The sequence below is a fragment of the Pyxidicoccus xibeiensis genome (assembly GCF_024198175.1).
GTDB classification, from domain to species: Bacteria; Myxococcota; Myxococcia; order Myxococcales; family Myxococcaceae; genus Myxococcus; species Myxococcus xibeiensis.
The window spans coordinates 836,312-861,654 of the sequence record NZ_JAJVKV010000002.1; the positions used below are offsets into that span (position 1 = coordinate 836,312).

A 25,343-nucleotide genomic window follows, 5' to 3' on the forward strand; every position below is an offset into this window, starting at 1 on the left:
CAGGAATGAAGGCGCTCGTGTTCGACAGGATTGGTTCGCCGTTGGAGGTGCTTCAGCTGCGCGAGGTCCCGGTTCCCGAAGTGGGAGAGGGACACGTCCTCGTCAGGATGGTCTCCGCTTCAATCAACCCGGGAGACTTCCTCTTCATCCAGAGCCTGTACCCGGAGCCGGCGAAGCCCGTGCTGCCGGGGCAGATTGCCGGCAACCACGGGGCGGGAATCGTCGCCAGGGTGGGGAGGGGCGTCTCGCTGGAGCCGGGAACGCTCGTGGCGTTCAGCCATGTCGATACCTGGGCTGAGTACGTCGTGGTTCCCTCGGAGCGGCTGATTCCGCTGCCTCCGGACTACCCCCTCGAGAAGGCGGCCCAGTTCTTCAATCTCATCTCCGCGTGGGACCTGCTCGAGGAGTCCCGCGTGCAGCCCGGCCAGTGGCTGGCGCTGACGGCTGGGAACTCGACCGTGGCGACGATGCTCCTGCAGCTGGCCAGGGCGCGGGGCGTGAAGGTCGTGTCCCTGGTCAGGCGGGTGCAGCCGCGGCTCGACCTGAAGGCCCTGGGGGCTTCGGAGGTCCTCGAGCTGTCGGGCGGGACACAGGGCGTGGGTCAGCGGCTCCTCGAGCTCACGGGAGGGCAGGGCGTCAGCGGCATCATCGACTGCGTGGGCGGGCCGCTGCTGGGGGAGCTGATCCGCAGCAGCGCCTTCGGCGGGCAGGTCATCGTGTACGGCGGCTACAGCGCGCAGAAGTTCGAGCTGCACAACTTCGACATCCTCATGAAGGGCCTGCGCCTCGGGGCGTACGTGTACCGGTACTTCTTCGAGCCGCCGAAGCCGGAGGACCTGCCGATGCTCCGCAACATCGCGGCGCTGTCCGCGCCCGCGAGCTTCAAGGTCCCCATCGCCGAGGCGCACTCGCTGGAGGACTTCAAGAGCGCGATTGAAGAGAGCGTCCTCCGGCCAGAGGCCGGGAAGCGGTTCTTCAAGGGGTAATGGCTGGCACGGTGGGGAGGGGATGTCCGAAGGTGTGCGGGGAAGCGGTTCTTCAAGGGGTAACGGCGGACGCAGTGCTTCGTTGCCGCGAACGGACCAGGCCTGGCCTTCGGCACGCCCTGATCGTGTTGACATCACCCTGAGCCCGTCTTCTCCTGGCTCTTCATGATCGACCACACAGGCATCGGTGTCGCGGACATGGCCCGCTCCGCCGCCTTCTACGATGCGGCGCTGGGTGCGCTCGGCCTCCGCCGGTCCATGCAGCTTCCTCCGAATGAGGGGACCGATGGCATCGGCTATGGGCTCGACTACCCGGTCTTCTGGATCGACCGCTATCACCCGCATGGCGTGAAGCAGCACACGGCCTTCGCGGCGAAGAGCCGCGCCGAGGTCGACGCCTTCCACGCCGCCGCCCTGAAGGCCGGTGGGACGGACAACGGCCCGCCCGGAATCCGCTCGACTTCCAAGGGCAACCCGCCGGGCTACTACGCCGCCTTCGTGCTCGATCCGGACGGCAACAACATCGAGGCCGTCTTCCGCGAGCGCTGAACGCGCGGGCCAGGGCGTGCGAGTGCTCACTCCCCGAGCCGCAGCTGCTTCGTCACCTCCACCATGCGCTCGCGGATGAAGCGGATGGCCTCGTCATCCTCGACCGCGCCTCGCCAGAGCACCTCCAGCGGCGTGCCTTGCAGCGGAAGGGGGACCGCCGTCGTCCGGAGGTGTGGGCGGAGGGCAAGGATGTCGCGCGCCACGACCAGCGGCACCGTGGCGAGCAGGGCGCTGCCGTCCACGAGGGCCCCGATGCTCTGGAACGTGGGCACCGACACGCGCACCCGGCGCTGCACGCCGAAGTGGTCCTCGACGACGCCCCGCAGGTCCCCGTTGTAGGAGACGATGACGTGCTCGTGCTCCAGGTAGCGCTCCAGCGTGAGGCGCTTGCCGACGCGAGCGTGGCGCGGGTCGTACACGCACGCGAACCCCTTGTTGAACAGCTCCAGGCGCCGCGTGCCCGCGGGCAGCTCGTCCGCCACTGTCACCGCGAGGTCCACGGCCGAGGTGGCCAGCGCCTCCGCCACGGTGCGGAACTGCACCGGGAGCACCACCAGCCGCATCCGCGGCGCCTCCTTCGCGAGGATTCGCAGGAGCGGCGGCAGCAGCCAGGCCTCCGTGACATCCGAGAGGCCGAGCCGCACCGTCCGCTCGCTCGTCTTCGGGTCGAACGTCGCCGGTGACAGCGCGGCGTCGACCAGCGCCCCCAGGTGTGGTCGCGCGGAAGCGAGCAGGCGCTCGCCGCGCGTGGTGAGCGCCAGGCCCCGTCCCGAGCGCACGAACAGCGGCACCCCCACGGTGGTCGCCAGCCGCCGCAGCGCCGCGCTCACCGCCGGCTGCGTGAGGTAGAGGCGGTCCGCCGCCGCCGTCACGCTGCCCGCCTCCGCGACGACCACGAACACACGGAGCAGGTTGAGGTCCAGGTTCCTTCCATAGATGCCATGCATGAGTGAGATACATCCTATTCAATGGATTTCAGGGTGGCGAATGATGAATCTCCTTCCATCACGGAGGGACGACACATGGGCACGCAAGAGACGAAGCAGGCGCAGCGCACGGTGAAGCTGGGTTCCACGGGCCCCGAGGTCTACCCGCTCGGGCTGGGCTGCATGGGCATGTCGGGCATGTACGGAGCGTCGGATGACGCGGAGGGCATCCGCACCATCCAGACGGCCATCGACCGGGGCGTCACGCTCATCGACACCGGGGACTTCTACGGGATGGGCCACAACGAGCTGCTCGTCGGGCGAGCCATCGCCGGCCGGCGGGAGCGCGTCCAGCTCTCCGTGAAGTTCGGCGCGCTGCGCGGGCCGGACAACAGCTGGGGCGGCGTGGACACGCGCCCGGCGGCGGTGAAGAACTTCGCGGCCTACAGCTTGAAGCGGCTGGGGGTGGACGTCATCGACATCTACCGCCCCGCACGGCTGGACCCGGCCGTTCCCATTGAGGACACCATCGGCGCCATCGCCGACCTGGTGAAGGCCGGCTACGTGCGCCACATCGGCCTGTCCGAGGTGGGCGTGGAGACCCTCCGCCGAGCGCACAAGGTGCACCCCATCGTGGACCTGCAGATTGAGTACTCGCTGGCGAGCCGCGGGCCGGAGGCGGACATCTTCCCCGTGCTGAAGGAGCTGGGCATCAGCGCCACGCTCTACGGCGTCCTCTCGCGAGGGCTGCTGTCGGGGAGCAAGCCGAAGGGGCAGGGCGACTTCCGCGCCTACCTGCCACGCTTCACCGGTGCCAACCGCGAGAAGAACGAGGGTGTCGTGGCCGCGCTCCAGCGCTTCGCCCAGGAGCGGCGGATGACGCCGGGGCAGCTCGCGATTGCCTGGGTGCTCGCGAAGCAGCCCGGCTTCGTGCCCGTGGTGGGCTCGAGGACGGTGGCGCAGCTCGAGGATGCGCTGGGCGCGCTGGGCCGCCCGCTGTCGCAGGAGGACCTCGCGGCGCTGGAGTCGCTGGGGTCCATCTCCGGCGAGCGCTACGCGCCGGAGCAGATGCGCCACCTCGACAGCGAGCGCCGGTAGCTCAATGCGCCGGCGGCAATACCAGCCGCTCGGCCAGGTAGTCGTTGAGGAACAGGGGCTGGATGAGCGGCTGGAACCGATCCATCCGGTAGTGCTCGCGAACGAAGGCGGGGTCCATGAAGTTGAGCTTTCCCCAGTGCGCCTTGAACGGAATCCCCTTCGCCAGGAGGCGGTTCCACAGCCCCCTCAGGTGCGTGGAGATGAGCGCCTTCTCCGCGTCCGTCTTGCAGACGTCGGTGAGGTACATGAAGTTGAACTTCACCACGTACTCCAGCCCCTCCCAGTTCCACGCGGACATGGAGTAGCTGTCCGTGCGCGACAGCTCGATTTCGATGGGGAAGTTGGGCCAGCCCGCCTCGCCGAAGTACTGCCTGCACAGCGCGAGGACGGCTTTCAGGTCGCTCGGGTCGAAGCTCCACTCCGCCATCGCCACACGGACAGGCGTCCGCCGGTCCACCGGGAGCATGTTGCGCAGGGGGCCGCGCGCCCGCGTCTCGCCGTAGGTCGCCGCGATGATGCGGTAGGTCAGCCGCATGAAGTCATCCAGGAGCGGTCCCCCCGCGCCACGGGTGAACCTGTCATAGAAGGCGAAGACCGCCTCCAGGATGTTGGCGGCCTGGTCCGCGGGGTAGTCGCCGTCGGGGTCTGCCTTCGCTCGGCGGATGCGCTTCGCCGTCCAGAGCAGGCCGTTCCTCGAGTCCGGTATCCAGTCGATGCGCCAGAAGTCGTACTCGCGGGACGTGCGCTCGAGGTCGCCCAGCACCTCGTCGATGGGGAGCACCTGCTGCCGGGTCTCGAAGAAGGGCTCGTCGATGAGCCGGAAACGGGCGCGCGTCAGGACGCCGATGGCGCCCAGCGAGCCGACGACGGAGAGGAAGGTGGGGTCGTCCCGGGAGACGCGCTTCTCCACGAAGGAGGCGCCGTCCGCGCCGGGTGACAGGTACTCGAGCCACTCGAGCGTATCGTAGAGGGTGACCTGGGGCGTGGCGGGAGCGGTGTTGGTGGAGATGAGGCCCGCCAGCGTCTGCTCATCGGTGCCGCCCGTCGCAGGAAGTGCCCGGCCGTGCCGGCTCAACTCCAGGAGGAAGTCGTGCAGGCGCCAGTTCGCCGACACGGTGACGGCCCGGTGGTCCTCGCTGTACTCCAGCGTCCTGGGCAGGGCGCTCACGTCCAGGATGGCGTCCGACTCACAGATGCGCGAGCAGGAGTGCAGGCTGCCGGGGATGCGGACCCGGCGCTGGGGGAAGCCCCCTCCGAGCAGCGTGGTCAGGAACCGGCCGAGCGAGTCCAGGTCCCTGGGTCTGAAATACAGCGAGGGCTCGAAGGAGACGATGCGGCCCCAGTCCTGGATGGCGGGAATGCCGTGCGCTCCCTCCTCGTGAGGCAGCAATGACAGCATGCGGGCGGGATACCGGGCAGGTGTCGCTACCTGGAGCTCAGAAGGAAGGTCCATGCGCACTCCTCCGCATGGGAGGAGTGGTCAGGACGGACTTGTGACGGCGCCAGGGCCGGGAACGGCCGGCCCTACGCCTTCCTGAGGCCCACGACCTCGCCGTAGCCGCCGGGGATGAAGAAGTCGTGCGTCTCCATGCCCATGATGCGCAGCGCGGTGGTCACCACGTCCGCGGACCTGGGCACGCGCTTCGACGCCTGTCCGTTCTCCTCGATGATGTCCACCGGGACGCCGAGCCCGCGCGGCGTGTACGAGCCCACCTGCCGGTTCCCGGCCACGTTTCCGCCCGCGAAGCTGACCGAGGTGTAGGGGTGGTGGTCATCCGGCAGGGAGTAGGTGCCGTCTCTTCCTCGGGAGGCCCAGCTCCGGCCGAACTCGCTCATCACCAGCACGAGCGTGTCGTCGAGCAGCGTCTTGCCCGGCTTGCCGGGCGCGGGCGAGGCCTTGAGCTCACCCAGGAAGCGCGCGACGCAGTCCATCAGCCCGCGGCCATGCGCGCAGCTGAAGGCATGGCCATGGGCGTTGTGGGTGTCGAAGTCGAGCTGCAGCGAGACGTGCACCGAGGTGCAGAGGTCCGACTTGAGCAGGCGCAGCGCCAGGTCCATCCGCGGGTCGAGCCCCGTGAGATGGAAGTTCGCGAGCCCGAAGGTGTACGTGAACGTCTCGTTGAGGTAGTTCGCCAGGTAAGCGGGGCGGTTCGTCCTCAGCGCGTCGATGCCCTTCGTCCCCTCCAGCACGGACACGACATCCGTCGCCAGCACACGGGAGACGGACGACAGCGAGCCATGCAGGCCCTCGAGGTAGTTGTCCACCTTCGCCGTCGAGCGGTCCATCAGCTGCTGGGCTTGAGACAGCGAGAAGCGCTCCACCGTGGTCGCCTTCAGGTTGCTCCCGGTGGGCCGGCCGCGCGCGTCCAGCTCGGGCGCCTCGGTGCGCGCGTCGAGCCCCGTCCACCAGGCGTTGTCCGCCGGCTTCGCGGAGAGCATCGGCTTGAGCGCTTCGATGGACGGAACGCGGACGGGCGAGGCGTGGGAAGGCAGCCCCATGCCGGAAGGCGCGCCCCGGTCGCCGCTGACGACCACGAACGGCAGCGGCCTGCTCTCGCGGTACTTCTCGAACAGGTGGTTCGCGATGACCGAGTGGACGGCGGGCGCCCGGTAGTCCGCACCTGCCACACCGCACATCGCGGAGATGAACGCGCTGGCGTGGTCGTTGGTGCCCTGGTCGATGCCGTGCAGCACGCTCAGCTGCTCATGCAGCGCGAAGTGCGAGTAGCCGTACATGAGCGGGCTGAAGCCGTTGCGTGCGGCGGGGTCCTGGGGGTTCCAGGACTGCCAGGTGCGCAGCGGCTTGTAGGGGCCGTTCGCGGGCGCGAGGCTCACCACCTTGCTCGCATCGAAGAAGACGGGCTCGCCGCTGTAGCCGGCGGGCGCCGGGACACAGAGTGGGATTTCCGCGTCCTCCATCGGGGTGAAGCAGTACGCCGGCCGGTAGCCTCCCGGGATGTAGAGCACCGCGAGCCGTGAGGGGCCGTCGGTGCCCGCGGCATGTGCGGTGCCCGAGCCGAGGAGCCCCGCCCGTTCGAGGAGCGCGAGCTGCCCCGCTCCGACGGCCCACTTGAGCAGCGTGCGACGAGAGGTGTTCGTCATGGTGTCCTCGGCTCAGTAGGTAATCCACAGCGGGTGGCGGATGAGCGCCGCGCAGACGCCAATCCAGGCGAGGCGCGTGTTCTGCTGCTCGAGCGGGAGATAGACCTGGTCGTACAGCGCCTTCGCCTCCGCCTCCGAGGGCGGCTGCCCGAGCATGCGCAGGTAGAGCGTGGTCAGGTTCTTTCGCACGGCGTCCGGGTTCTTGGTCGAGGTGTCGGCGAGCGTCGCGTGGCGCAGCACCGCGGTGTTGTTACGCTTGTCCACCGCACGCGCGCACCAGGCCTGGGACATCTGGACGAGCACCTGCGCGGCGGAGGGGCCGAAGCCCACGTCCCGCTTGCGGTACAGCAGGGAGTTGCCGCCGCCGAGCGCCTCGAACCGCTCGGGGGTGCGCGAGTCGGAGACGTACTGGCCCGAGATGCCGGGAGACCAGTCACCGGGCCACACGAAGAACTTGCCGCCATTCACGGTGTACGCCGTGTTGCGCCAGTTGGGGTCGCTGGTGCTGACGAAGTCCTCGAGCGTGAGCCCGAGCTGCTCCATCAGGCTCACGACCATCTCCTCGGCGGTCAGCCGGCGGACGTGGAACTCGGCGGGCGACGGCGTCTCCAGCTGCTCGGGCGGAGCCGGCAGGTCCTGAATCCAGGCTTCCACCTGCTCGATGGTCAGCGTGACGCGGCCGCTGGCGACGAGATCATTGTAGTGCTGGCCCGGCGGCATCTGGGCATAGCTGCCAGGGGCGACGCCCTTCAGCATCTGGACCAGCACGCTGTTGCCGGGGTCCCCGCGCTTCACGTACTTCTCGTCGTAGACGAGCCCGGTCTCGAACGCGGAGAGCGAGGCGAAGAAGGGCTTGTTGCCGGTGACGTGGCAGCCCTCGCACGCGGGCGCGAGCGCGAGCCGGATTTCATCGTTCCGGCCCTGGGCCTCGCAGCTCCCACCACCAGCAGACGGGCCCAGGTCCCTGGCGCGGGGCAGGTCGTCATTGAAGCAGCCCGCCAGGGTGAGGGGGAGCAGGCACAGCGCGGCGGCTCTCCACTGCGAACGCAAGGTGCTCATCACAGGCCCCTCCTCAGCTCGGGCTGTTCGAAGAGGTATCGGAGGAACGGCCGGAGCTTGCGGTCCCCGGCGACGAACTCCCTCGCGAGCTTGTCGATGAAGCCCTTCTCGGTGGCCGGGTTGAGCTCCCGGCCGACGAACATCGCGTAGAGCTTGCGCGAGGCGCAGCGGTCGAACTCGCCGGAGCGGACGAGGAGCTTTCCGAACCCGAGCGGCCCCATCGTGCCGTCGCCGTGCTCGCCGAGCAGCGTGTACGACTCGGGCATCGTGTCGAGCAGCACGGCCTCGGGATTGGCCTGGATCTGCTCGGGGGTGACCGGGGTCAGCAGGGTGTTGGGAAGGAACGCGTTCTTCCAGCGAAAGCCCGGCATGTTGCCGATGTGCGGGTACTGCCCGGACAGCCACTCCTTCGTGACGCGGTAGCGGCCCAGGCCCGGGATGAACGGCCACGGGACGTAGTAGCTCGGAGCCGGAGTGAAGTCCCACCGCTTGAAGGAGATGGCCGCGGGGTCCAGCGTCTTGTGGCAGTGCAGGCACGTCCCGCCGGTGGCCGGGTCTACCTCATACGGGGGGAAGTGCACGTCCGCGGGAGGCGGCGCGAAGTTCTGGCAGGCGAAGATCTCCAGGAAGCGCGCGGCCCGGACGCGCTCGCGCGGGAAGGAGGACATCGCGCCAATCATGGTGAGCACCCCGGCGGCGGGCAGGCCCTTGGGCGCTTCGGTCGTGGTCCGGGGATCGTAGCGGTAGGTGCGGTCCATGCTGCCGGAGCGCACCCGGTCGTTGGTCAGCGCGAGGTGGAAGGGCTCCAGGTCCTCGACCACGAACTCACGCCATGCCTGCGGATCATTCGGCGCCGGGTGCATCGGGTCGCGAGGGGCGCTGTCCGCGTCCGGGCGCCACCACTTTGTATTCGCGTCCAGCGCGTTGCTGCCCATCTGCCGGCCGAAGCGCACGTACAGCGCGCGCAGCCAGTTGGTGCCGACCGTGTAGTTGCCGATGATGAGGTCCGAGAGCGGCCGGTCGTGCCATGCGAGGTGCGCGAACAGGCGCGCAGGCTCCTCGTACGGATGGCGCCGCTGGATGTTGAGGTCGTGAGTGCCGTTGCTGCCCAGGCCGGAGAGTGGCGAGCACCACACCAGGTTCGGTCCGCAGCCGCACCCCGCGGGCAGCCCGGGGTCGTAGTAGCCGCCATTCGCAATGCCGCAGTCGACCGGCTTTCCTCCGGAGTCGACGACCTGGGTGACGTTGGAGCCGGCCTTGCCGAGCACGGAGACCGTGGTTCCCGGCGCCCACCAGGGCTCGACGGTGTGCACCTCGGGCACGGCGGGGTTGCCGTCTGGATCCTGGTTGCTGCACTGCCTGGTCGGGTCCTTCGAGCCGAACTCACTCACGTGGTAGTACGCGCCCGCGTGCGGCGTGTTGCCGGCGCACCTGTGGAGGTGGCCGGACATGTCGCCCTGGTACGCGTCGCCAGCAGCTCCGGTCGTGTACGCGCCCACGGCGATCCACTCGTGCCCGAAGCGCAGCATCCGCTCGTAGAACTTCGGCGAGGCGAGCGCGGCATCGAGCGTCGAGCGCAGGAGCGCTTCGCGGGCTTCAGGCGTGGCCGCGGCCGCCATCGCCTCGTACTGCTCGACGGTCGGCGTCGTCCCCGTGAGCCCGAGCACGATGCGCCGGAGGAGCCGTGTATCACTCATCCGGTCATTCAGCGGCTTGACCGGTGGAGGCGGCTCGGGAGTGCATTGCTGAGCGTGTGCGTCGACTCCGGCGAGGCCGGACATCGCGAGCAGCACGGTCAGCACGGCCGCGCGCTTCGAGTGCAGGTGCCAGTGCATGCCTGCGATGTTAACAGCAATCACAGCACTGATACGCCAGGGGAAATGTCTACCGCGCGGTGAGAATGAGGGGTGGACTCCCCTCTACACCTTGGTGCGTAGAGGGGCGCGCGCTGTCTCCCAGACAGGCCGGAGCGCGGTGGCGACCGCTGTCACCACTTCCGCCAGTGCCTCGGGCCGGCCCTCCGGCTGGCTGCTCCGGTAGCGCGCCCACTTCTCGTTGCTCCACGGGCTCCGGCCGAACTCGCCCGCCATCAGGCGCTCCATCAATTCCAGCGAGTCCCCGCGCGACTGGAACGCCAGCTTCAGCGCGCGTGGCAACAGTGCCGGGTCCAGCGGCGCGTGGCGTGTGAGCAGGTACACGTCGAACAGGTCCTTGGGGCGGAAGCGGCCCTTCCCACGCTCGAACAGGCCGTGCATCTTCCAGCCCAGCAGCGTCTCCGCGCGACATGCGAGCACCCGCGCCGCGCCGCCTTCCCCGACGTCGTACTCCGTCCACTCCGGTCCCGGGTCCATCGGGTCGCCGAAGCCCGTGTCGATGCGCAGCTCGAAGACTTCGTCCACGCCGGGCAGCCGCGTCTCCACGAAGACGCGCACGCCGGGGAACGCCGTCTCCGCCCAGATGACCTCGGACCTCAGCGCCCAGAAGGAGAACCCATCATCGACGTCCACCCCGAGCACGGCGTCCAACCGCCTCACGGTGTCCGCCGCGTCGAAGGGGAACCGGGCCAGGAAGTCCAGGTCCTCCACCGGCCGCGGCACCTGCCCGCTCCACAGGCGCATCATCAGCCCGCCCCGCAGCACGAGCGCTTCCACCTCGGAGGACCGTGCGAGGCGCCGCAGCACGGCGGCCCCCGCGCGCAGTGGCAGCTCATGGGCGCTCACTTCGCACCCTCCAGCCAGCCACGGTCCAACCCGTGGTTCGAGTCGTACACCGTCCACTCCCGCAGCCGCTGGGTCAGCGTCAGCCCCAGTCCCGCCAGGTCCGCCAGCAGCGCCGTGAAGCGCGCGTCCGCGTTCGCCCGGCCCAGGCCGTACACCCGGAGCGTCACGAAGCGCTCGGACGCGCCGTCGTCCCGGACCTTCCGCGCGTTGCGAGACAGGTGCGCGCCATGCCGCTCACACCGCGCCCGCAGCGCCTCCACGTCCGCGCTCTCGGAAGGCAGCAGCGCCTTCACGTGGAACTCGAAGTAGTTCGCCGGCTGCGCCTGTGCCGTCGCGTCGTCCTCGGGCATCTCCCGATTCTTTCCCAGCGCCTCGAGCTTCAGGCGCGTCACGTCGAAGCCCTCGGCCGCCAGTGCGCGCGCCATGGCCTGCACCTCCTCACGTGCCTGCCGGAGCGTCCCGTGGTGGTACGACGCCGTCATCGGCTGGAAGGGCTCCGCGCCCCGGCCCAGCTCGATGAAGATGCACTTCACCGCCGCCGCGTCGCAGAACGCGCGAAACCGCCGCAGGTCCTCCTCGGAGCGCGCGGAGACGGTGATGTGCGCCTCGAAGGCGCCGCCCTGCGATTGGGTCCGCAGCCGGTCCGCCAGCTCCAGGTAGGGCCGGTGCCGCATGTTGAGGAAGAACTTGTTCCTCGGCATCTCCCCGAGCGTGCGCTGGTAGCCGTCCGGCAGCCACGCCCGGTCCCAGCCATGGCCGCCCTCGCCGCGAGGCTCCGGCAGCAGCGTGCCCTCGATGGCGTCCTCGAAGAGGGCCACGCGCTCTGGAGCTCCGTCCTCCGAGTACGCAACCGCCACGCGCGTGCGGCCCCGGCGGCCTCCATGCGCGGCCAGCAGGGCGCGCTCGCCCTGCGCGAGCAGCTGCTTCTTGAAGCGTGCGCCCGTGAGCGCGGGGCCACCCTCCAGCTCCAGCGCCGTCGTCTCCACGAAGCACGGCACGCCGAGCACCCCGTACGCCGCCAACACCTTGCGCTTCGCCAGGGCCGCCAGGTCGATGGGCCCACCCTCGGGCGCCGTCTCCTCCAGCCCCGGCAGCGCGAGCTTCCGCCACTCGACGTCGAGGCCGGCGAGCAGCCGGGCCACCTCGTCGGCCTTGTATTGGTTCCCGGTGACGAAGATCGCGCGAGCCACGGCGGGCCCTCCTACGGCTGCGGCGCCTGGGGGCGCCAGTTCCACACGGCGGCCTGCCCTGTGTTCTCCGGTAGGAGGCTGCCATCCACCTTGTCCGGCCGTACATACTTGGCGAGGAAGTCCACCCTGACAGCGTCGCCCTCCCGCCGCTCCCCCCGCCAGACGGCCCCCTCCACCGGGTCCAGGGCGCCATGGAAGCCGCCCGCCTGGAGCCGCTCCAGCGCCGCCGCGATTCCCAGCGGCCCGCCCTCGTGGAGCACGCCCGACGTCACGAAGCCACCTGCCTCGGCGCGTGCCACCACGGCGGACCATGGCAGCCGCTCACCGTCCCGCATCAGGTCGAAGGCGACGAAGGGCTCGTGGCGCAGTGCGTAGCGGGTGCCATGGGCCAGGGCCAGCCACTCGCCGACGAGCCGCTCTCCGGGCTGGAGCACGGCCAGGAAGCGCTCCGTGTGCGCGGCGACCCAGGCGGCCCAGAGCCGGCGTGACTCGTTGGGTGACTGCGCCGCCAGGCGTCCCTCACGACCCAGGGCCACCACCGAGTCCCCCATGCGGGCAGCGGCCACACACGAGCCATCCAGCTTCTCCAGCACCACCACGTGGTCGCGCGCGTCGCGGACCCGCTCGGTGCAGAGGCGTGCCAGGGCAGGGGAGAGGTGGCGGTCCGCGGGGCCGGTTCGAGAGCCGGGCAGGTGCGGAATGGAGCCATAGGCCTTGCGGCCGAGCGGGCGGAAGTCCGGGATGGGGCCAGGTTGCACCCGCGAAACGGTAGCACCGATGCCGCACCCCTCCCGGACAGGGGCCGTTTTGCAAGCTGCTCCACGTGAAGCGGCGGCTCAGGGGTGTGGCGGTGTCCTGCCGACCTCCCGTGTGGTCTTCCGGTGCCGGGCGATGAGGCTGCGTGCCCATGCCGGCGCCAGCTCCAGCTCTTCCGGGAAGAAGAGGTCCTCGCCCAGCCCCTCGACGCGGACCTGGATGAGCGGGTCCTGCGGGTACTGCGTCGCCGGGTCGTCGAACACCAGGCCCACCACCACGCCCGTCTGCCCGAGGAAGCTCAGGCTGATGGTGCCGTCCGCCGAGCTGCTGACGATCTTCACCGACTCGCCCAGCCGCACCGGCGCGCCTTCCACGTCACTGCAGAGGATGAGCGAGGGGTCCTGGGTCATGGCGCGTAGGAGCGGGGTTTGAGCGACCGGGAGATGACCACCGACACGATGACGACGGTGCCCCACGCGAACAGGTGGTAGCCGGCGACATGCCGCCAGTCCTGCTCGCACGCGAGCTCACCGAGCAGGGCCCCCGTCGTGCCCACGGCGAGCCCGGCCGCCAGGCTCCGCAAGGGCTCGAAGACCGCGCTGCGCAGCGCGACCAGCGCCACCACCAGCGGCACCAGGGCCACCGCGACGTGGCCGGCCGTGCAGACCCAGCCGGGCAGGGTGGGGGTGGACTGGGGCGTCCCGCGCGCGAGCACCAGCACCGTCGCGGTGAGCATCGACAGGGCCACGCCGCCGCGCTGCAGCCAGCGCCCGCGAGGCGACAGCGCGCCCCACGCGCACACCGCGCCCGTGCCCAGCAGCAGCGCCAGCAGATGGGCCCGGCCGAGCAGCGCGGTGCCGGTGACGGCTCCCGTCGCCAGCATCACCGCGGCAATCAGCAGGACCATCCCCCCCGAGGCCGCTATCAGCCACAGGGCCTGCGTGCGCCAGGGGCGGACGGGACGCCGCAGCGCCAGCTCCCCTCGGGCCGCCGCGAGGACGCGCGCCGCGGCGCCACCGTCGGGTGGGGGCTGCTCGGACAGGAGCGAGTCGAGGTCGGGAGGCCGGCTCATCGTGCCTCCTCCAGCGCGCCCAAGAGCTCGCGCAGCTTCTCGTAGCCGCGGTGGGCCCGGAGGCGCGCGGCGCCCGTGCTGATGCCCCGCAGGGCGGCAATCTCCTCGAAGGACCAGCCCTCCACCTTGCTGAGGACGACCGCCTCGCGGTGGTCCGGGTGGAGCTGCTGCAGCGCATCCAGCAGGTGCCGGCGCAGGCTGGGGTCGCTGGCGGTGGGCGGAACCGAGCCTGGCGAGGCCACGTCCTCGTGGGAGGCGTACGCGTCCACGTGGCGCTGGTGGCGCAGGGCGTCCCGCGCGGCGTTCGCGGCGATGGTCATCAGCCACGGCACGAAGCGGGTGCCCGGCTCGTAGCGGCCCCGGGAGCGGATGACGGACAGGAAGGTCGACTGCAACAGGTCCTCCGCGAGCGGGCCGCTGCGCACCATGCGCGCCAGGAAGCCCTGCACCCGCCCCGAGTGCCGGGCGAAGAGGGCCTCGAAGGCGTCATGTGCTCCGTCGCGAAACCGTTCCATGAGTTCTTCGTCCGTCGGACTCCCCATCACCCGTCTCCCGTACGGCCCATCCCCGAAAATGTTTCCGGCCCCGCGAGGTGCCTGGAGGGCGTCGCCAAGCTGGCGGAAACACGAGGGAAGTCAGGAGGCGTTGCCCCGCAGGGCAGGTCGGCGGGCGGGCAGCGGAATGGAACGTCCATTCCGGTCGGCCAGGAGGGGAGGGGAGGGTGGGGCCCGCGGAGCATGGGGCCATGCAAGGCCGCCCGCGGGCCCGGTGGCAAGTCTTCTCAGCCGGGCAGCAGCACCAGTCGTGCAATCTCGGGCGGAGCGCCCACGCGCATCGGCGGCCCCACGAAGCCGCAGCCCCGGCTCACGTAGATGAGCGAGTCCCCCGTCCGGCTCAGCCCCGCGTTGCGGTCGCCCCAGATGACGTCGCCCACGATGTTGCCGGGAAACATCTGCCCGCCATGGGTGTGGCCGGAGACCTGGAGCCCCACTCCGCGCCGGGCCACCTCGTCGAAGTTGGACGGCTGGTGCGCCAGCAGCACCGAGGCCCGGTCCGGGCGCACGTCGCGCAGGGCCGCGTCCAGGTCATAGCCGGGCTCGCCCAGCCGGTGGGCGCTCCAGTCGTCCACGCCCGCCAGGTCGAACGACGCTGGGCCACCGCCGATGGACACCGAGCGGTTGCGCAGCACCTGGATGCCCAGGCCCTCCATGAAGGCCACCCACGCGTCCGCGTCCGAGTAGTAGTCGTGGTTGCCGGTGACGAAGAAGGTGCCGTACCGGGCGCGCAGCCCGCCGAAGCCCGCGACGAACGGCCCCAGCGCGTCCACGGAGCCGTCCACCAGGTCCCCGGTGATGGCGATGAGGTCCGGCTTCAGCGCGTTGGTGCGCGACACCAGCTCGTCCACGAAGCGGCGCTGCAGCACGCCGCCGATGTGGATGTCCGTGAGCTGCACCAGCGTGAAGCCCTCCAGCGCCTTGGGCAGCCGGGGCAGGCGCACGGGGATGTCGCGCACGTCGGGCGGATGGAACGCGCGCCAGCCCCCATACGAGCTCACCGCCGCGCCCGCCATGCCGGCGCCGACGGCGAGGCCTCGGGTGAGCAGGGCCCGGCGCTCCGGGGACGGCGGCTCCGACGGCGGGGCCACGGGCGCCCTGCGCCGCGCCCTCCAGGCCAGCGCTGCCCGCGCCACGTCCACCGCGAGGGTGAAGACGAGCAGGTAGAGGATGAGGCCCATCCAGGCGAGGAAGCCGATGCCGATGAGGCGCGACGCCTCCGACGGGAGGATGGCGCCCAGGGCCCGGGCGCCGATGGCCCCCGCGAAGCCCACCGCGAACAGGACCTGGGCGGCGCGGCGCGGCCCCCGGCGCTCCGTCACGTCACGGACGAGCCGGCGGTAGAGGTAGACGTGCCCGGCCGCGAGCAGCACGAGCACCGGAATGAAGAACAGGAGGAAGCTGAGCCAGCGTGGCATCGAGGCCTCCTGAATAATGGAAGTCGGGCCCACGCGCCCCTGTATTCCAGGGTGGCAGGCGTGGCCCGGCCGCCTGGCCCCTTCCGTGTGGTGCCGGGCCGGGGCAGTCTTCCGTCGCTCGCGAGCCCGACTTCCGGCCCGCACTTCTCCGAGGACGACATGCTCCGCTCCCTGCTGCTCTGTGCCCTCCTGCTCCCCCTGCTCGGCTGTGGAGATGACGCCGGCAATCCTGACTCAGGTGACCCCACCAAGGTGACGTATGCCGAGGCGCTGGGCGTGGACCTGTCCGCGATGACGCGGCTGCCCAGCGGCCTGTACATCCAGGACCTGGGAGACCCGGGCACCGGGGCGGTGGCGCAGCCCAACCGCCGCGTCCAGGTGCACTACACCGGCTGGCTGCCGAGCGGCACGCAGTTCGACAGCAGCCGGGACGAGGCCCCCCTCAGCTTCACCCTGGGCGTCGGCGCGGTCATCAAGGGCTGGGACGAGGGCATCGAGGGCATGAAGGTCGGCGGCTCGCGGCGGCTCGTCATCCCCTCGGAGCTCGGCTATGGCGAGCGCGGCGGCGGGGGCGGGGTGATTCCTCCGCACTCGGTGCTCATCTTCGACACGGAGCTGATGTTCGTGCGGTGAAGTGCCCAGGAGGGTACGGCTTGACGCGCCCTTCGGGCGTCCACGCGCCGACACCCCCTCCAGGGTTTCGCCTCCAGGCCCTGCCGCGGTGGTATAGCCTTGCCCTGTCTTCCGGGGCGCGGGGCCGGGCACCTCCCGGCCCCCGAGCGGTGGTCCAACATCCCGGAATCGGGGGGACGAGCGATGTCAGGGTCCGAGGCGGAGAGGCTCAAGGACGGCGGGCTGGGTGAAGGTGCGTTCCAGGCGCTGCAGGCATTGATGATGCTCGCGGAGCCGGAGCGGGCGGCCCAGCTGTACGAGGAGCTCGGCTCCGCGCAGCGCGAGCGCATCCAGAAGGAGGCCGCGCAGTCCCCGGCGCAGGAGCGGCAGCGGCTGGCGGAGGTGATGCGGCAGGCGCGCGACTTCGCTGGCGCGGCCCGGATGCTGAATGGCTGCGGCGCGGAAGGCCTGGTCGCGGAGCTGTACGTGCAGGGCGGGCAGTACGTGGACGCGGCGGAGGCGTACCTGCGCGCCGGTCAGGCGGAGCGCGCGGCGGCGGCCTTCGAGCGGGGCGGCGCGCTGGAGCGGGCGCTGGAGGTGTACCGGGGCCTGGGCTCGCGCGAGCCGATGGCGCAGTGCCTGGTCCGGCTGGGGCGCCCCTACGAGGCGGCGATGCTCTACCGCGAGCTGGGCCAGTCCCACGCGGAGGTGGAGGCCCTGGGCAGCGTGCCCGCGGGCGACCCCCGGCACCTGGAGTCCGTGCTGCGCATGTGCAAGCTGCTGGACGCCGAGGGCTTCACGCGGCGGGCGCTGGCGCTGCTGGCGGACACGCTGCGCGGCTCGGAGACGGCGCGCGCGGACCCGGCGCTGGCGACGGAGAAGGCGCGGCTGCTGCGCCGCATGGGCATGGACGCGGAGGCCGAGGCGGTCATCGCGCGGCTGCCCGCGAGCGCGGCGGCCCCGGAGGCCAATGGCTATGGCTACCTGAAGGCCATCCCCATCTTCGGCGAGCTGTCACTGGACGACATGAAGGACCTCTACCGCGTGGCCCGGCAGGTGCTCATCCCCGCCGGCGCCGTGCTGCTGGAGAAGGGCGCGCAGGGCGTGGGCCTCTTCGTGCTGCTGGAGGGCACGGTGGAGGTCTACAGCGGCTCGGAGCCCGACGCGCGGCTGCTCAACACGCTGGGGCCCGGTGCGTACCTGGGGGAGATCTCCCTGGTGCAGGACGCGCCCGTCTCCGCGCAGGTGCGCGCGCGCACGGCCGTCCGCGCGCTGCGCATCACCCGCGCCGGCTTCCAGCACTACCTGGACACGCACGAGGCCGCCGCGCTGCGCATCTTCCGCCTCTTCACGCAGAACCTCGCCGCGCGCGTGCGCGCCCTCAGCACCTGAGGGCAGGGTAGCCGCCCACCCGGGAGTCGCGTGACTCGGGTGACCGCGAGCGCGGACCTCTGTCAGATTCCGTGCCCCACCGCCGTCACGCGTGGGTCGCCCCCGCAAGGAAGCGGGGGCAGGACGTCTTGATGGATGGCCAGGCGCCAGGAGGAGGCTCGTCGCACTCTTCCGGGACGGGCCGTAGGGGATTCTCGATGGAGCGCAGCCCTTTGTCGTGGAAGGCCGGCCGAGGGGCCGCGCTGTCCGTCCTGCTCGTGCTGGCGGGCGTGGCCTGTGTGAAGCGGCCGGTGGACTACGAGCGCGAGTACGCGAAGCAGCTCGCCCCGAAGAAGCTGGAGGCGTCCTCCGCGTCCGCCTCCGGCCCGGTGCGCAAGCTGCGCGTCCGCGTGTACGTCGACTCCGACTACCGGGACCAGGTGATGCGCTGGCGCAGCAGCATCGTCAGCCAGCTCCAGCGCGCCAGCGCGGTGGTGCGTGCGCCGCTCGGGGTGGTGTTCGAGCTGGAGTCGACGCACCAGTGGGAGCGGCGCAGCTCGGAGGGCGCGCTCGACGACACGCTGGCGGAGCTGGAGGCGCTCGACCCGGGCGAGGACGTGGACCTCGTCATCGGTCTGGTGTCCCGGCTCAAGGTCTTCAGCACCTCGCAGGACCACCTGGGACTGGCGCGGATGTTCGGCCGGCACTTCGTCCTGCGCGAGATGGGCAACCCGGAGGAGGTGCGCAACATCATGGCCGCGCTCACCCACCTGCCGGCGGAGGAGCGCGAGACGCTGTACCACGAGCGCAAGCTGCACAAGGAGACGTCCGTGCTGCTCCACGAGTGGGCGCACACGCTCGGCGCGTTCCACGTCCAGGACTCCGCCTGGATGATGTACCCGCACTACGCGACGAACCAGGCGGCCTTCCCTCCGCAGACGCTGGAGCTGCTCGCCGTCAGCCTGCGCCACCTGCCCCAGGGCCGTAGGGATGCCGCGGCCCGGAAGGCCTGGGCGCTCGAGCTGAAGGAGAAGCTCGCGTCCATCCAGGGGCCGGACTGGGACGGCCCCGAGAAGCAGGAGGTCATCGCCTGGGCCGAGCGCAACGCCGCGGGTCAGCTGACGCCGGAGCGCGGGCCCGCGCCGCTGCCGCCCGTGGACCGACAGGTGGTCGACGAGGTCCTCGCGCTCGACAGGGAGGGCCGCTTCGAGGTTGCCGCGCAGCGGCTGGAGCCCGTGGCCCGGCGCCATCCGGATCATGAGGAGGTGCAGTCGACGGCGTGCTACCTGGCCGTCCGCACCGCGCCGAAGCTGCCCGCCACGCGCGAGCGCTGTGAGGCCATCGCCACACGCTTCCCCTGGCAGCCCGTTCCGTTGATGTACCTGGCCCGGAGCCAGCTGGAGCAGGGGAACCGGGCCGAGGCACAGGCGTACCTCGTCCAGGTCCGGCAGCGCGCGGAGGCCCATCCCGCGGCGGGCCATGACCTCTGGGCAGACCTGGCCATCCTCTTCAAGGAGGTCGGAGCCCTGACCTGGGCCGAGCAGGTGGCGGCGAAGGCCGCCGGCGTGAAGGAGGCGGGCAAGGTGCTCACCTGGGCCTCGCAGACGCGGCGCTGGGTGGCGCTGCCGGTGGACTCCCAGCAGAGCGGCGTGCCCGTGGAGCGCGAGGGCGAGCTCGTCCGCGCCGCGAAGGAAGTGGAGGCGCAGCTCGACAAGGGCACGGTGGCGAAGGCCCAGGCGAAGCTCCAGTGGCTGTCGCGCGAGTTCCCCAGGGCCGCGGTGGTGCACGTGCTCCAGTGCGAGCTGCACCTGCGCTCGGGCCGCCTGGCGCCGGCGCGCACGTCGTGCCGCAAGGCGGTGGCCGTGCACGACGAAGCCGTCCAGGCGCACTTCATCCTCGGGTGGCTGGCGGTGAATGCGGGCTCGCGCCAGGAGGCACGCACGCACCTGGAGCGCGTCGTCACGCTCGAGCCGCTGCACGCGGAGGCGTGGCGCCTGCTCGCCGAGCAGTACCGCGCGGCCGGGATGCGTGAAGCGCTCGATGCGCTGAAGGGGCGCTACCGCACGCAGTTCGCGCGCGAGCTGCCCCTGGGTTGACAAGCGGGCGCCGGTGCTTTACCTCATGTGCATCATGAGGCCCGTTTCCAACATCGCCCTGCTGAGTGCGCGCATCTGTGCGCCGGCGGCGGACGTGTGCCTCGCCCCCCGTCACGAGGTTCTGCTCGACATTTGAGCAGGCGGACCGGTGTCCTCCGGTTCGCGGGTTGGCTGGTTCCCGCGTTCCGTGAGCTCCGGCTCCGCCATCGCTCTCGCTGTGCCCTCGTGTGTCCTCACGCGTCCCTGAGCGGGCCTGTCGTGCCCCTCCGGCGTGTCGCGCGTGCGTGTGCCTGAGGCACGGCCCGTCTCGCGTCCTTCAACGCAACCAGTGTGTCTTCACACACCACCCGCGGGCCTCGCTGCCCGACGGGAACGGGAGTCCTCTATGTCCCGCAGCACTCGCATCGAGCGGTACCGCAACATCGGCATCATGGCCCACATCGACGCGGGGAAGACGACGCTCACCGAGCGCGTCCTCTTCTTTACCGGTCGCATCCACTCCACGGGAGAGGTGCACACCGGCTCCACGGAGATGGACTGGATGCCCGAGGAGAAGAAGCGCGGCATCACCATCACCTCGGCGGCCACCACGGCGTCCTGGAAGCCCACGCGCGGCAGCGCGGCGGGCGTGCCCCACCGCATCAACATCCTGGACACGCCGGGACACGTGGACTTCACCATCGAAGTCGAGCGCTCTCTGCGCGTGCTGGACGGCGCGGTGGCGGTGTTCGACGCCAGCCAGGGCGTGGAGCCCCAGTCGGAGGCGGTGTGGCGGCAGGCGGACCGGTACCACGTGCCGCGCATCGCCTTCCTCAACAAGATGGACAAGGTGGGCGCGGACTTCGCGATGAGCGTGGCGTCCATCGAAGAGCGGCTCGGCGCCAATCCGGTGGCCGTGCAGCTCCCCCTGGGCGAGGGCATGGACTTCCGTGGCCTCGTGGACGTGGTGCGCATGCAGGCCGTCTTCTTCGAGGGAGAAGAGGGCCGCTACGGCGACGAGCAGCCCGTGCCCGCCGAGGCGCGGGAGGAAGCGGAGCGGCTGCGCCTGCGGCTCATCGAGGCGTGCGCGGACGTGGATGCGACGGTGATGGAGAAGTTCGTGGAAGGGCGGCTGGACGAAGTCACCGCCGAGGACCTGGAGCGCGCGCTGCGCGCGGGCACCCTCGCGCGGACCCTGGTGCCGGTGCTGTGCGGGTCGGCCTTCAAGAAGAAGGGAGTGCAGATGTTGCTGGATGCCGTCGTCAACTACCTGCCCGCGCCGTCGGACCTTCCCGCCGTCGAGGGCTGTGTCCCTGTCACGCTCGAGCGTGTCTCCCGTCCTGCGTCGGACGCGGGCCCGCCCACCGCGCTCGTCTTCAAGCTGATGAGCGACAAGGCGGTGGGAGGCATCGTCTTCCTGCGCGTCTACTCGGGCACGCTTCGCGCGGGCACCGTCCTGATCAATCCGGTCACCGGCCGGCGCGAGCGGGTGGGGCGCCTGATGTTCATGCATGCCAACCGCCGCGAGGAGGTGGCGGAGGTCCATGCGGGAGACATCTGCGCGGCGCTCGGCCTGAAGGGCGTGCGCACGGGCGACACGCTGTGCGACCCGGAGGCTCCGGTGGTGCTGGAGTCGCTGGGAGTCATGGAGCCCGTGGTGCAGCTCGCCGTGGAGGCGCGCTCTCCCGCGGAGCTTCCGAAGCTGGAAGAGGGCCTGCATCGGCTGGCGGCGGAAGACCCGTCGCTGCGAGTGGGCGTGGACCCGGAGAGCGGCCAGGTGCTGCTGTCCGGCATGGGTGAGCTGCACCTGGAGGTCATCGTGTCCCGACTGCTGACGGAGTACGGAGTGGAGGCCCGCGTGGGACAGCCCAAGGTCGCATACCGCGACACGGTCCGGCGCAAGGTGCGCCAGGAGTACCGCCACGTCCGCCAGACGGGCGGGCCCGGACAGTACGCGCACGTGGTGCTGGACGTCGGTCCGGCGCCGCGAGGGGCGGGGCTCGTCTTCGTGGACGACACCCGGGGTGGCAACATTCCCCGGGAGCTGGTCCCCGCCATCGAAAAGGGCGTGGCCGGCGCCATGGAGCGCGGCGTGCGGGACGGCGTCCCGCTGGTGGACGTGGAGGTGCGGCTGGTGGATGGCAGCACGCACGTGAAGGACTCCACGCCCCAGGCGTTCTCCATGGCCGGCTCCCTGGCGCTGCAGGAGGCGGTGCGGAGCGCGGGCCTCCAGGGGCTGGAGCCCGTCATGGACGTGGAGGTGACGACTCCGGAGGAGTACCTGGGCGAGGTGCTCGGGGACCTGTCCGCGCGGCGCGGGCGGGTGCTGGGAATGGAAGCGCGCGGGGTGGTGCGAGTCGTCTCCGCGCGAGTGCCCATGGCCAGCCTCTTCGGCTACGTGACGGGCCTGCGCGGCCGCACGCAGGGACGGGCCCAGGCCAGCATGCGCCTGGGTGCGTACGAGCCGGTGCCCGAGTCGCTCTACGCGGCCCAGGCCGAAGCGCGTGCGTGAGGTGAAGTGACGTGAGGGGCCCCGGGACCGCGACGACGGTTCCGGGGCCCTGCCGGTCGGCTCAGTCCAGCGCCGCGTCGGTGAGGATGTGCCCGTCCTTCACGCGCCGGGGCACCTGCCGGTGACCGCGCGACACCATCCGGCCCAGCTCGAAGGGCAGGCCCAGCTCGCGCTCGAGTCGCGCCGCGCGGTCCACCAGGTCCACGTGCGAGTACGCCTCTGTGTGCGAGAGGCCGACGAGGATGCGGTTGGTGGTGGACGGCACGTCGAGCCGGTGAAGCTGCGGGAAGCTCACCCGCCAGGTGCGGAGCATGGAGGGGAACAGCGGGTTGGACACCGACTCCCAGACGTTGCCCAGCACCGCGCCATCCGCGGTCAGGCGTGCGCGCGCCGCGCCCAGGAACTCCCGCGTCGCCAGGTGCGGGGGGATGTTGTCGGGGCCATACGCGTCCAGGACGATGAGGGAGTACGCCGGGCCGGAGGCCTCGATGAAGCTGCGCCCGTCCGCCACGTGGACGCGGAGGGCGTCGTCCTCCTGGAAGCCGCAGTAGAGCTTCGCCGCCTCCACCACGTCGGGCTCCACGTCGACGACGTCGATGGCGACCTCTGGGAGCACCGCGCGCAGGAACATGGGGATGGCGCCGCCGCCCAGGCCCACCACGAGGATGCGCTCGGGCTCGGGCACGAAGGCGAGCCCCGCCATGGACATCCGCGTGTACGGAATCTCCAGCCGCAGCGGCTCACCGGGCCAGACCACGCTCTGGCGCGCGCCGCCCTGCTCGAAGCGCAGGGTGCGCAGGCCCTCGGGGTCTTCCGTGACGACGACGCGTTGACGCACGAGCCCGTTCCCTACCACGGCGGCATTCCGGGGACCTGTCCTGTCGAGAGAACAGGAGCTGTTCACTCGACAGGACACCTGCGGTGGAGGAGCGGGCCCGCTCCTGCGTAACCCCTGGAATCTACGGGCGCGCCCGGAGTGGCCCCGGGCTTGCTCAAGGAGGGCGGCGTGGGGCCGCGAGGTCCTGCTTCCTCATCAACTCCGAGAACGTCTCATGCGAACACTCCCCCCAGTTCGTCGATTCATCGGCCTGGCCGCCCTCTCCCTGCTGGCCGCGTGCAACGCGGTTCCCGAAGAAGCAGCCGAGGACAACCTCGAGTCCGAGTCCCAGGCGGCGGTCCCCGCCAACTTCCTCTACCGGCAGGGCAAGCAGCTCTACCTAAATGGCGCGCCCTACCAGATGGTGGGCGTCAACGCCTTCTCGCTGACGGGTTGTGGCGCGGTCCCGACCGACGCCCAGCTGGACGCCTTCTTCGCGGGGCAGCGCCCCAACAGCCTCACGCGCACCTGGGCGTTCAGGCCGCAGGGCCTGGCGCGCATCGAGCGGGTGGTCCGCGCGGCCGAGAAGTACAACCAGAAGCTCATCCTCACGCTCGCCGACGGGCGCAGCTACTGCGGCGAGTGGGACGGCTACAACGGCTCGGACGGCAGCGGCAAGCAGCCCTCCTGGTACTCCAGCGGCTACCGGACGAACTACGTCCCCTGGGTGCGCGAGGTCGTCACCCGCTTCCGGGACTCCGCGTCGGTGGGCATGTGGGAAATCATCAACGAGCCCGGTGACGCCAACACCGCCACCATCAAGACCTTCTTCAGCGACATCAGCACCACCATCAAGGGAATCGACCCGAACCACCTCATCAGCTCGGGCTCGTGGGCGCCGTGGGCCTACGACGGCGAGGCGGGCTTCCGGAGCCTGCACGACCTCCCCAACATCGACGTGGGCAGCCTCCACGAGTACGACTACGACTACAACAACGGCAACACCATCGTCTCGCCGCACTTCGGGCCCTCCATCCGCGCGATGAACGCGCTGAACAAGCCGCTCATCATCGGTGAGACCGGCATCAACGCGGCCCCCAGCAACTGCCGGACGAACCCCACCACGCGCCGGGACGCCATGCGCCAGAAGTTCCAGCAGTACCTGGCGGGCGGCGCGGCGGCCGTCTTCGTCTGGAACTGGGGCCCCAATTCCATCACCGCGTGCGAGCACACCTTCGGGCCCAATGACCCCATCGTCCCGATGATTCGCGACTTCCCGCTGGCCAACGTGCCGCCGCCTCCGCCGCCGACGGGCACGGTGCAGCTCAACGACGCCACGGTGGGCAGCGGGCAGTGGCAGTTCCAGTACGTGGGCACGTGGGAGTCGGGCACCGGCGCCGGCAAGTACGAGGAGGACGACCACTACTCCAGCGCGGCGAATGCCTCCTACGCGGTCCTCTTCGACGGCACGCAGGTGCGGCTCTACGGCTCGGCCGCGCCGCACCACGGCATCGCCTCGGTGTCCATCGACAACGGCACGGCGGTGGACGTGGACTTCTATTCCGCCACCCGTCAGGACCAGAAGCTCCTGTGGACCAGCCCCACGCTGGCCGCGGGCACGCACACGCTCCGGGTGACGGTGTCGGGCCGGAAGAACACGGCGTCCTCGGGCTACGTCATCAACGCGGACCGCGTGGACGTGACGCGGCCGGCCCAGGGTGACACGACGGCGCCCACGGTGGGCATCACCCAGCCCACGGGTGGCACCGTGGCGCCGGGCAACGTGGCGGTGCAGGTGTCCGCCACCGACGCTGTCGGCGTGGTGCTGACGGAGCTGTGGGTGGACGGCGTGAAGCTGGGCGAGGACGCGAGCTCGCCCTATGCCTTCACCTGGAACGCCACGGCCGGGCAGCACTCGCTGGTGGCGAAGGCGAGGGACGCGGCGGGCAACTGGGGCACCAGCGCCACGGTCGCCGTGACGGTGGGTGCGACGGCGGTCGACGTGCAGGTCAACGACGCGGTGGTGGGCACCGGGCTGGAGCAGTTCGAGTACACGGGCACGTGGCAGACGGGCACGGGCACCGGCAAGTACCAGCAGGATGACCACTACGCGTCGGCCACGGGCGCCGCGTTCTCGGTGCGCTTCAGCGGCACGCAGGCGCGGCTGTATGGCTCGGCGGCCTCGCACCACGGCATTGCGTCGGTGTCCATCGACGGCGGTGCGGCGGTGGACGTGGACTTCTACGCCTCCACGCGCCAGGACCAGAAGCTGCTGTGGACCAGTCCGCAGCTGAGCGCGGGGCCGCACACGCTCACGGTGACGGTGTCGGGCCGGAAGAACACGGCGTCCTCGGGCTACGTCATCAACGCGGACCGGGTGGACCTGACGGTGTTCCGCTAGTCACGCAGGGTGGACCGTTCCCCGGAGCCGTGCTGCCAGACGGCGGCACGATGCTCCGGGGAGCGCTACCAGCAGCTCTTCTGAGCGGTGGACCGCTGCCCCGGGCCGACAGGCAGGTGAGGTCG

General features: G+C 70.8%; 21 protein-coding genes. 8 read left to right on the forward strand and 13 right to left on the reverse strand.

The genetic code is table 11. The features are described from left to right. The first annotated feature begins 5 nt into the window (after window positions 1-5). Together LXT23_RS11335 and LXT23_RS11340 are read left to right on the forward strand one after the other, a co-directional pair. Complete coding sequence (locus LXT23_RS11335) at window positions 6-986, forward strand: quinone oxidoreductase family protein (RefSeq protein ID WP_253980134.1); 981 nt, start codon at window positions 6-8, stop codon at window positions 984-986. A 165-nt stretch (window positions 987-1,151) separates the two neighbouring features. After that, window positions 1,152-1,535 (forward strand): VOC family protein, encoded by a 384-nt coding sequence (locus tag LXT23_RS11340; RefSeq protein ID WP_253980135.1) that lies wholly within the window; start codon window positions 1,152-1,154, stop codon window positions 1,533-1,535. 26 nt (window positions 1,536-1,561) lie between these two features. Here LXT23_RS11340 and LXT23_RS11345 read toward each other — a convergent pair whose 3' ends face one another. Then, window positions 1,562-2,482 carry a LysR family transcriptional regulator gene (locus tag LXT23_RS11345; protein WP_253980136.1) on the reverse strand — a complete coding sequence of 307 codons (921 nt, stop codon included), beginning with the start codon at window positions 2,480-2,482 and terminating at the stop codon, window positions 1,562-1,564. A 75-nt stretch (window positions 2,483-2,557) separates the two neighbouring features. Between LXT23_RS11345 and LXT23_RS11350 the strand changes: the two genes are divergently transcribed. Next, complete coding sequence (locus LXT23_RS11350) at window positions 2,558-3,559, forward strand: aldo/keto reductase (RefSeq protein WP_253980137.1); 1,002 nt, start codon at window positions 2,558-2,560, stop codon at window positions 3,557-3,559. A gap of 1 nt (window position 3,560) precedes the next feature. Here the strand turns inward: LXT23_RS11350 and LXT23_RS11355 are convergent, their stop codons facing one another. The 11 genes from LXT23_RS11355 to LXT23_RS11405 all read right to left on the reverse strand — a co-directional run bounded on the left by LXT23_RS11355 (window position 3,561) and on the right by LXT23_RS11405 (window position 15,430). After that, window positions 3,561-5,012, reverse strand: a complete 1,452-nt coding sequence (locus LXT23_RS11355) for a D-arabinono-1,4-lactone oxidase (protein WP_253980138.1) — start codon at window positions 5,010-5,012, stop codon at window positions 3,561-3,563. 71 nt (window positions 5,013-5,083) lie between these two features. Continuing rightward, window positions 5,084-6,661, reverse strand: a complete 1,578-nt coding sequence (locus LXT23_RS11360) for a DUF1501 domain-containing protein (RefSeq protein ID WP_253980139.1) — start codon at window positions 6,659-6,661, stop codon at window positions 5,084-5,086. A 12-nt stretch (window positions 6,662-6,673) separates the two neighbouring features. Beyond that, the gene (locus LXT23_RS11365) at window positions 6,674-7,720 is read right to left on the reverse strand and encodes a hypothetical protein (protein WP_253980140.1); all 1,047 of its coding nucleotides are present in this window, start codon (window positions 7,718-7,720) and stop codon (window positions 6,674-6,676) included. Next, window positions 7,720-9,555: a DUF1549 domain-containing protein gene (locus LXT23_RS11370; protein WP_253980141.1), complete on the reverse strand. Its 1,836-nt coding sequence runs from the start codon at window positions 9,553-9,555 to the stop codon at window positions 7,720-7,722. Before LXT23_RS11370 ends, LXT23_RS11365 begins: the two co-directional genes overlap by 1 nt. A gap of 84 nt (window positions 9,556-9,639) precedes the next feature. Further along, entirely contained in the window at window positions 9,640-10,440 is an 801-nt protein-coding gene (locus tag LXT23_RS11375; protein ID WP_253980142.1) for a nucleotidyl transferase AbiEii/AbiGii toxin family protein, read from the reverse strand. After that, window positions 10,437-11,630 carry a non-canonical purine NTP pyrophosphatase gene (locus tag LXT23_RS11380; protein WP_253980143.1) on the reverse strand — a complete coding sequence of 398 codons (1,194 nt, stop codon included), beginning with the start codon at window positions 11,628-11,630 and terminating at the stop codon, window positions 10,437-10,439. Before LXT23_RS11380 ends, LXT23_RS11375 begins: the two co-directional genes overlap by 4 nt. 11 nt (window positions 11,631-11,641) lie before the next feature. Next, window positions 11,642-12,388: an RNA ligase family protein gene (locus tag LXT23_RS11385; RefSeq protein ID WP_253980144.1), complete on the reverse strand. Its 747-nt coding sequence runs from the start codon at window positions 12,386-12,388 to the stop codon at window positions 11,642-11,644. A 78-nt stretch (window positions 12,389-12,466) separates the two neighbouring features. Continuing rightward, window positions 12,467-12,796, reverse strand: a complete 330-nt coding sequence (locus LXT23_RS11390; RefSeq protein WP_253980145.1) for a Carotenogenesis protein CarS — start codon at window positions 12,794-12,796, stop codon at window positions 12,467-12,469. Further along, window positions 12,793-13,458 (reverse strand): DUF1109 domain-containing protein, encoded by a 666-nt coding sequence (locus LXT23_RS11395; protein WP_253980146.1) that lies wholly within the window; start codon window positions 13,456-13,458, stop codon window positions 12,793-12,795. The genes LXT23_RS11390 and LXT23_RS11395 overlap by 4 nt, the downstream gene beginning before the upstream one ends. Next, window positions 13,455-14,000: an RNA polymerase sigma factor gene (locus tag LXT23_RS11400; RefSeq protein ID WP_253980147.1), complete on the reverse strand. Its 546-nt coding sequence runs from the start codon at window positions 13,998-14,000 to the stop codon at window positions 13,455-13,457. The genes LXT23_RS11395 and LXT23_RS11400 overlap by 4 nt, the downstream gene beginning before the upstream one ends. Window positions 14,001-14,239: 239 nt before the next feature. Beyond that, window positions 14,240-15,430 (reverse strand): metallophosphoesterase, encoded by a 1,191-nt coding sequence (locus LXT23_RS11405; protein WP_253980148.1) that lies wholly within the window; start codon window positions 15,428-15,430, stop codon window positions 14,240-14,242. Window positions 15,431-15,589: 159 nt separating this feature from the next. Between LXT23_RS11405 and LXT23_RS11410 the strand changes: the two genes are divergently transcribed. From LXT23_RS11410 to fusA, 4 genes are all read left to right on the forward strand, one after another. Beyond that, complete coding sequence (locus LXT23_RS11410) at window positions 15,590-16,063, forward strand: FKBP-type peptidyl-prolyl cis-trans isomerase (RefSeq protein WP_253980149.1); 474 nt, start codon at window positions 15,590-15,592, stop codon at window positions 16,061-16,063. A gap of 183 nt (window positions 16,064-16,246) precedes the next feature. Further along, complete coding sequence (locus LXT23_RS11415; RefSeq protein WP_253980150.1) at window positions 16,247-17,434, forward strand: cyclic nucleotide-binding domain-containing protein; 1,188 nt, start codon at window positions 16,247-16,249, stop codon at window positions 17,432-17,434. Window positions 17,435-17,646: 212 nt separating this feature from the next. After that, entirely contained in the window at window positions 17,647-19,509 is a 1,863-nt protein-coding gene (locus LXT23_RS11420; RefSeq protein ID WP_253980151.1) for a tetratricopeptide repeat protein, read from the forward strand. Window positions 19,510-19,894: 385 nt separating this feature from the next. Then, a complete protein-coding gene (gene fusA / locus LXT23_RS11425; RefSeq protein WP_253980152.1) occupies window positions 19,895-22,000 on the forward strand; it encodes an elongation factor G in 2,106 nt (701 codons plus the stop codon). 61 nt (window positions 22,001-22,061) lie between these two features. On the opposite strand, the gene LXT23_RS11430 is transcribed toward fusA, so the two are convergent. Next, window positions 22,062-22,838, reverse strand: coding sequence for a spermidine synthase (locus tag LXT23_RS11430; RefSeq protein ID WP_253980153.1), 777 nt, complete (start codon window positions 22,836-22,838; stop codon window positions 22,062-22,064). Between the two features lie 214 nt (window positions 22,839-23,052). Here LXT23_RS11430 and LXT23_RS11435 point away from each other — a divergent pair, with 214 nt between their 5' ends. After that, complete coding sequence (locus LXT23_RS11435) at window positions 23,053-25,218, forward strand: Ig-like domain-containing protein (RefSeq protein WP_253980154.1); 2,166 nt, start codon at window positions 23,053-23,055, stop codon at window positions 25,216-25,218. The last annotated feature ends 125 nt before the right edge of the window (window positions 25,219-25,343 follow it).

Excerpts from the sequence above, each read along its gene's own strand:
- LXT23_RS11335 (WP_253980134.1), top strand. The coding sequence starts at position 6 with ATGAAGGCGCTCGTGTTCGACAGGATTGGTTCGCCGTTGGAGGTGCTT.
- LXT23_RS11340 (WP_253980135.1), top strand. The coding sequence starts at position 1,152 with ATGATCGACCACACAGGCATCGGTGTCGCGGACATGGCCCGCTCCGCC.
- LXT23_RS11345 (WP_253980136.1), bottom strand. The coding sequence starts at position 2,482 with ATGCATGGCATCTATGGAAGGAACCTGGACCTCAACCTGCTCCGTGTG.
- LXT23_RS11350 (WP_253980137.1), top strand. The coding sequence starts at position 2,558 with ATGGGCACGCAAGAGACGAAGCAGGCGCAGCGCACGGTGAAGCTGGGT.
- LXT23_RS11355 (WP_253980138.1), bottom strand. The coding sequence starts at position 5,012 with ATGGACCTTCCTTCTGAGCTCCAGGTAGCGACACCTGCCCGGTATCCC.
- LXT23_RS11360 (WP_253980139.1), bottom strand. The coding sequence starts at position 6,661 with ATGACGAACACCTCTCGTCGCACGCTGCTCAAGTGGGCCGTCGGAGCG.
- LXT23_RS11365 (WP_253980140.1), bottom strand. The coding sequence starts at position 7,720 with ATGAGCACCTTGCGTTCGCAGTGGAGAGCCGCCGCGCTGTGCCTGCTC.
- LXT23_RS11370 (WP_253980141.1), bottom strand. The coding sequence starts at position 9,555 with ATGCACTGGCACCTGCACTCGAAGCGCGCGGCCGTGCTGACCGTGCTG.
- LXT23_RS11390 (WP_253980145.1), bottom strand. The coding sequence starts at position 12,796 with ATGACCCAGGACCCCTCGCTCATCCTCTGCAGTGACGTGGAAGGCGCG.
- LXT23_RS11395 (WP_253980146.1), bottom strand. The coding sequence starts at position 13,458 with ATGAGCCGGCCTCCCGACCTCGACTCGCTCCTGTCCGAGCAGCCCCCA.
- LXT23_RS11400 (WP_253980147.1), bottom strand. The coding sequence starts at position 14,000 with ATGGGGAGTCCGACGGACGAAGAACTCATGGAACGGTTTCGCGACGGA.
- LXT23_RS11405 (WP_253980148.1), bottom strand. The coding sequence starts at position 15,430 with ATGCCACGCTGGCTCAGCTTCCTCCTGTTCTTCATTCCGGTGCTCGTG.
- LXT23_RS11410 (WP_253980149.1), top strand. The coding sequence starts at position 15,590 with ATGCTCCGCTCCCTGCTGCTCTGTGCCCTCCTGCTCCCCCTGCTCGGC.
- LXT23_RS11415 (WP_253980150.1), top strand. The coding sequence starts at position 16,247 with ATGTCAGGGTCCGAGGCGGAGAGGCTCAAGGACGGCGGGCTGGGTGAA.
- fusA (WP_253980152.1), top strand. The coding sequence starts at position 19,895 with ATGTCCCGCAGCACTCGCATCGAGCGGTACCGCAACATCGGCATCATG.
- LXT23_RS11435 (WP_253980154.1), top strand. The coding sequence starts at position 23,053 with ATGCGAACACTCCCCCCAGTTCGTCGATTCATCGGCCTGGCCGCCCTC.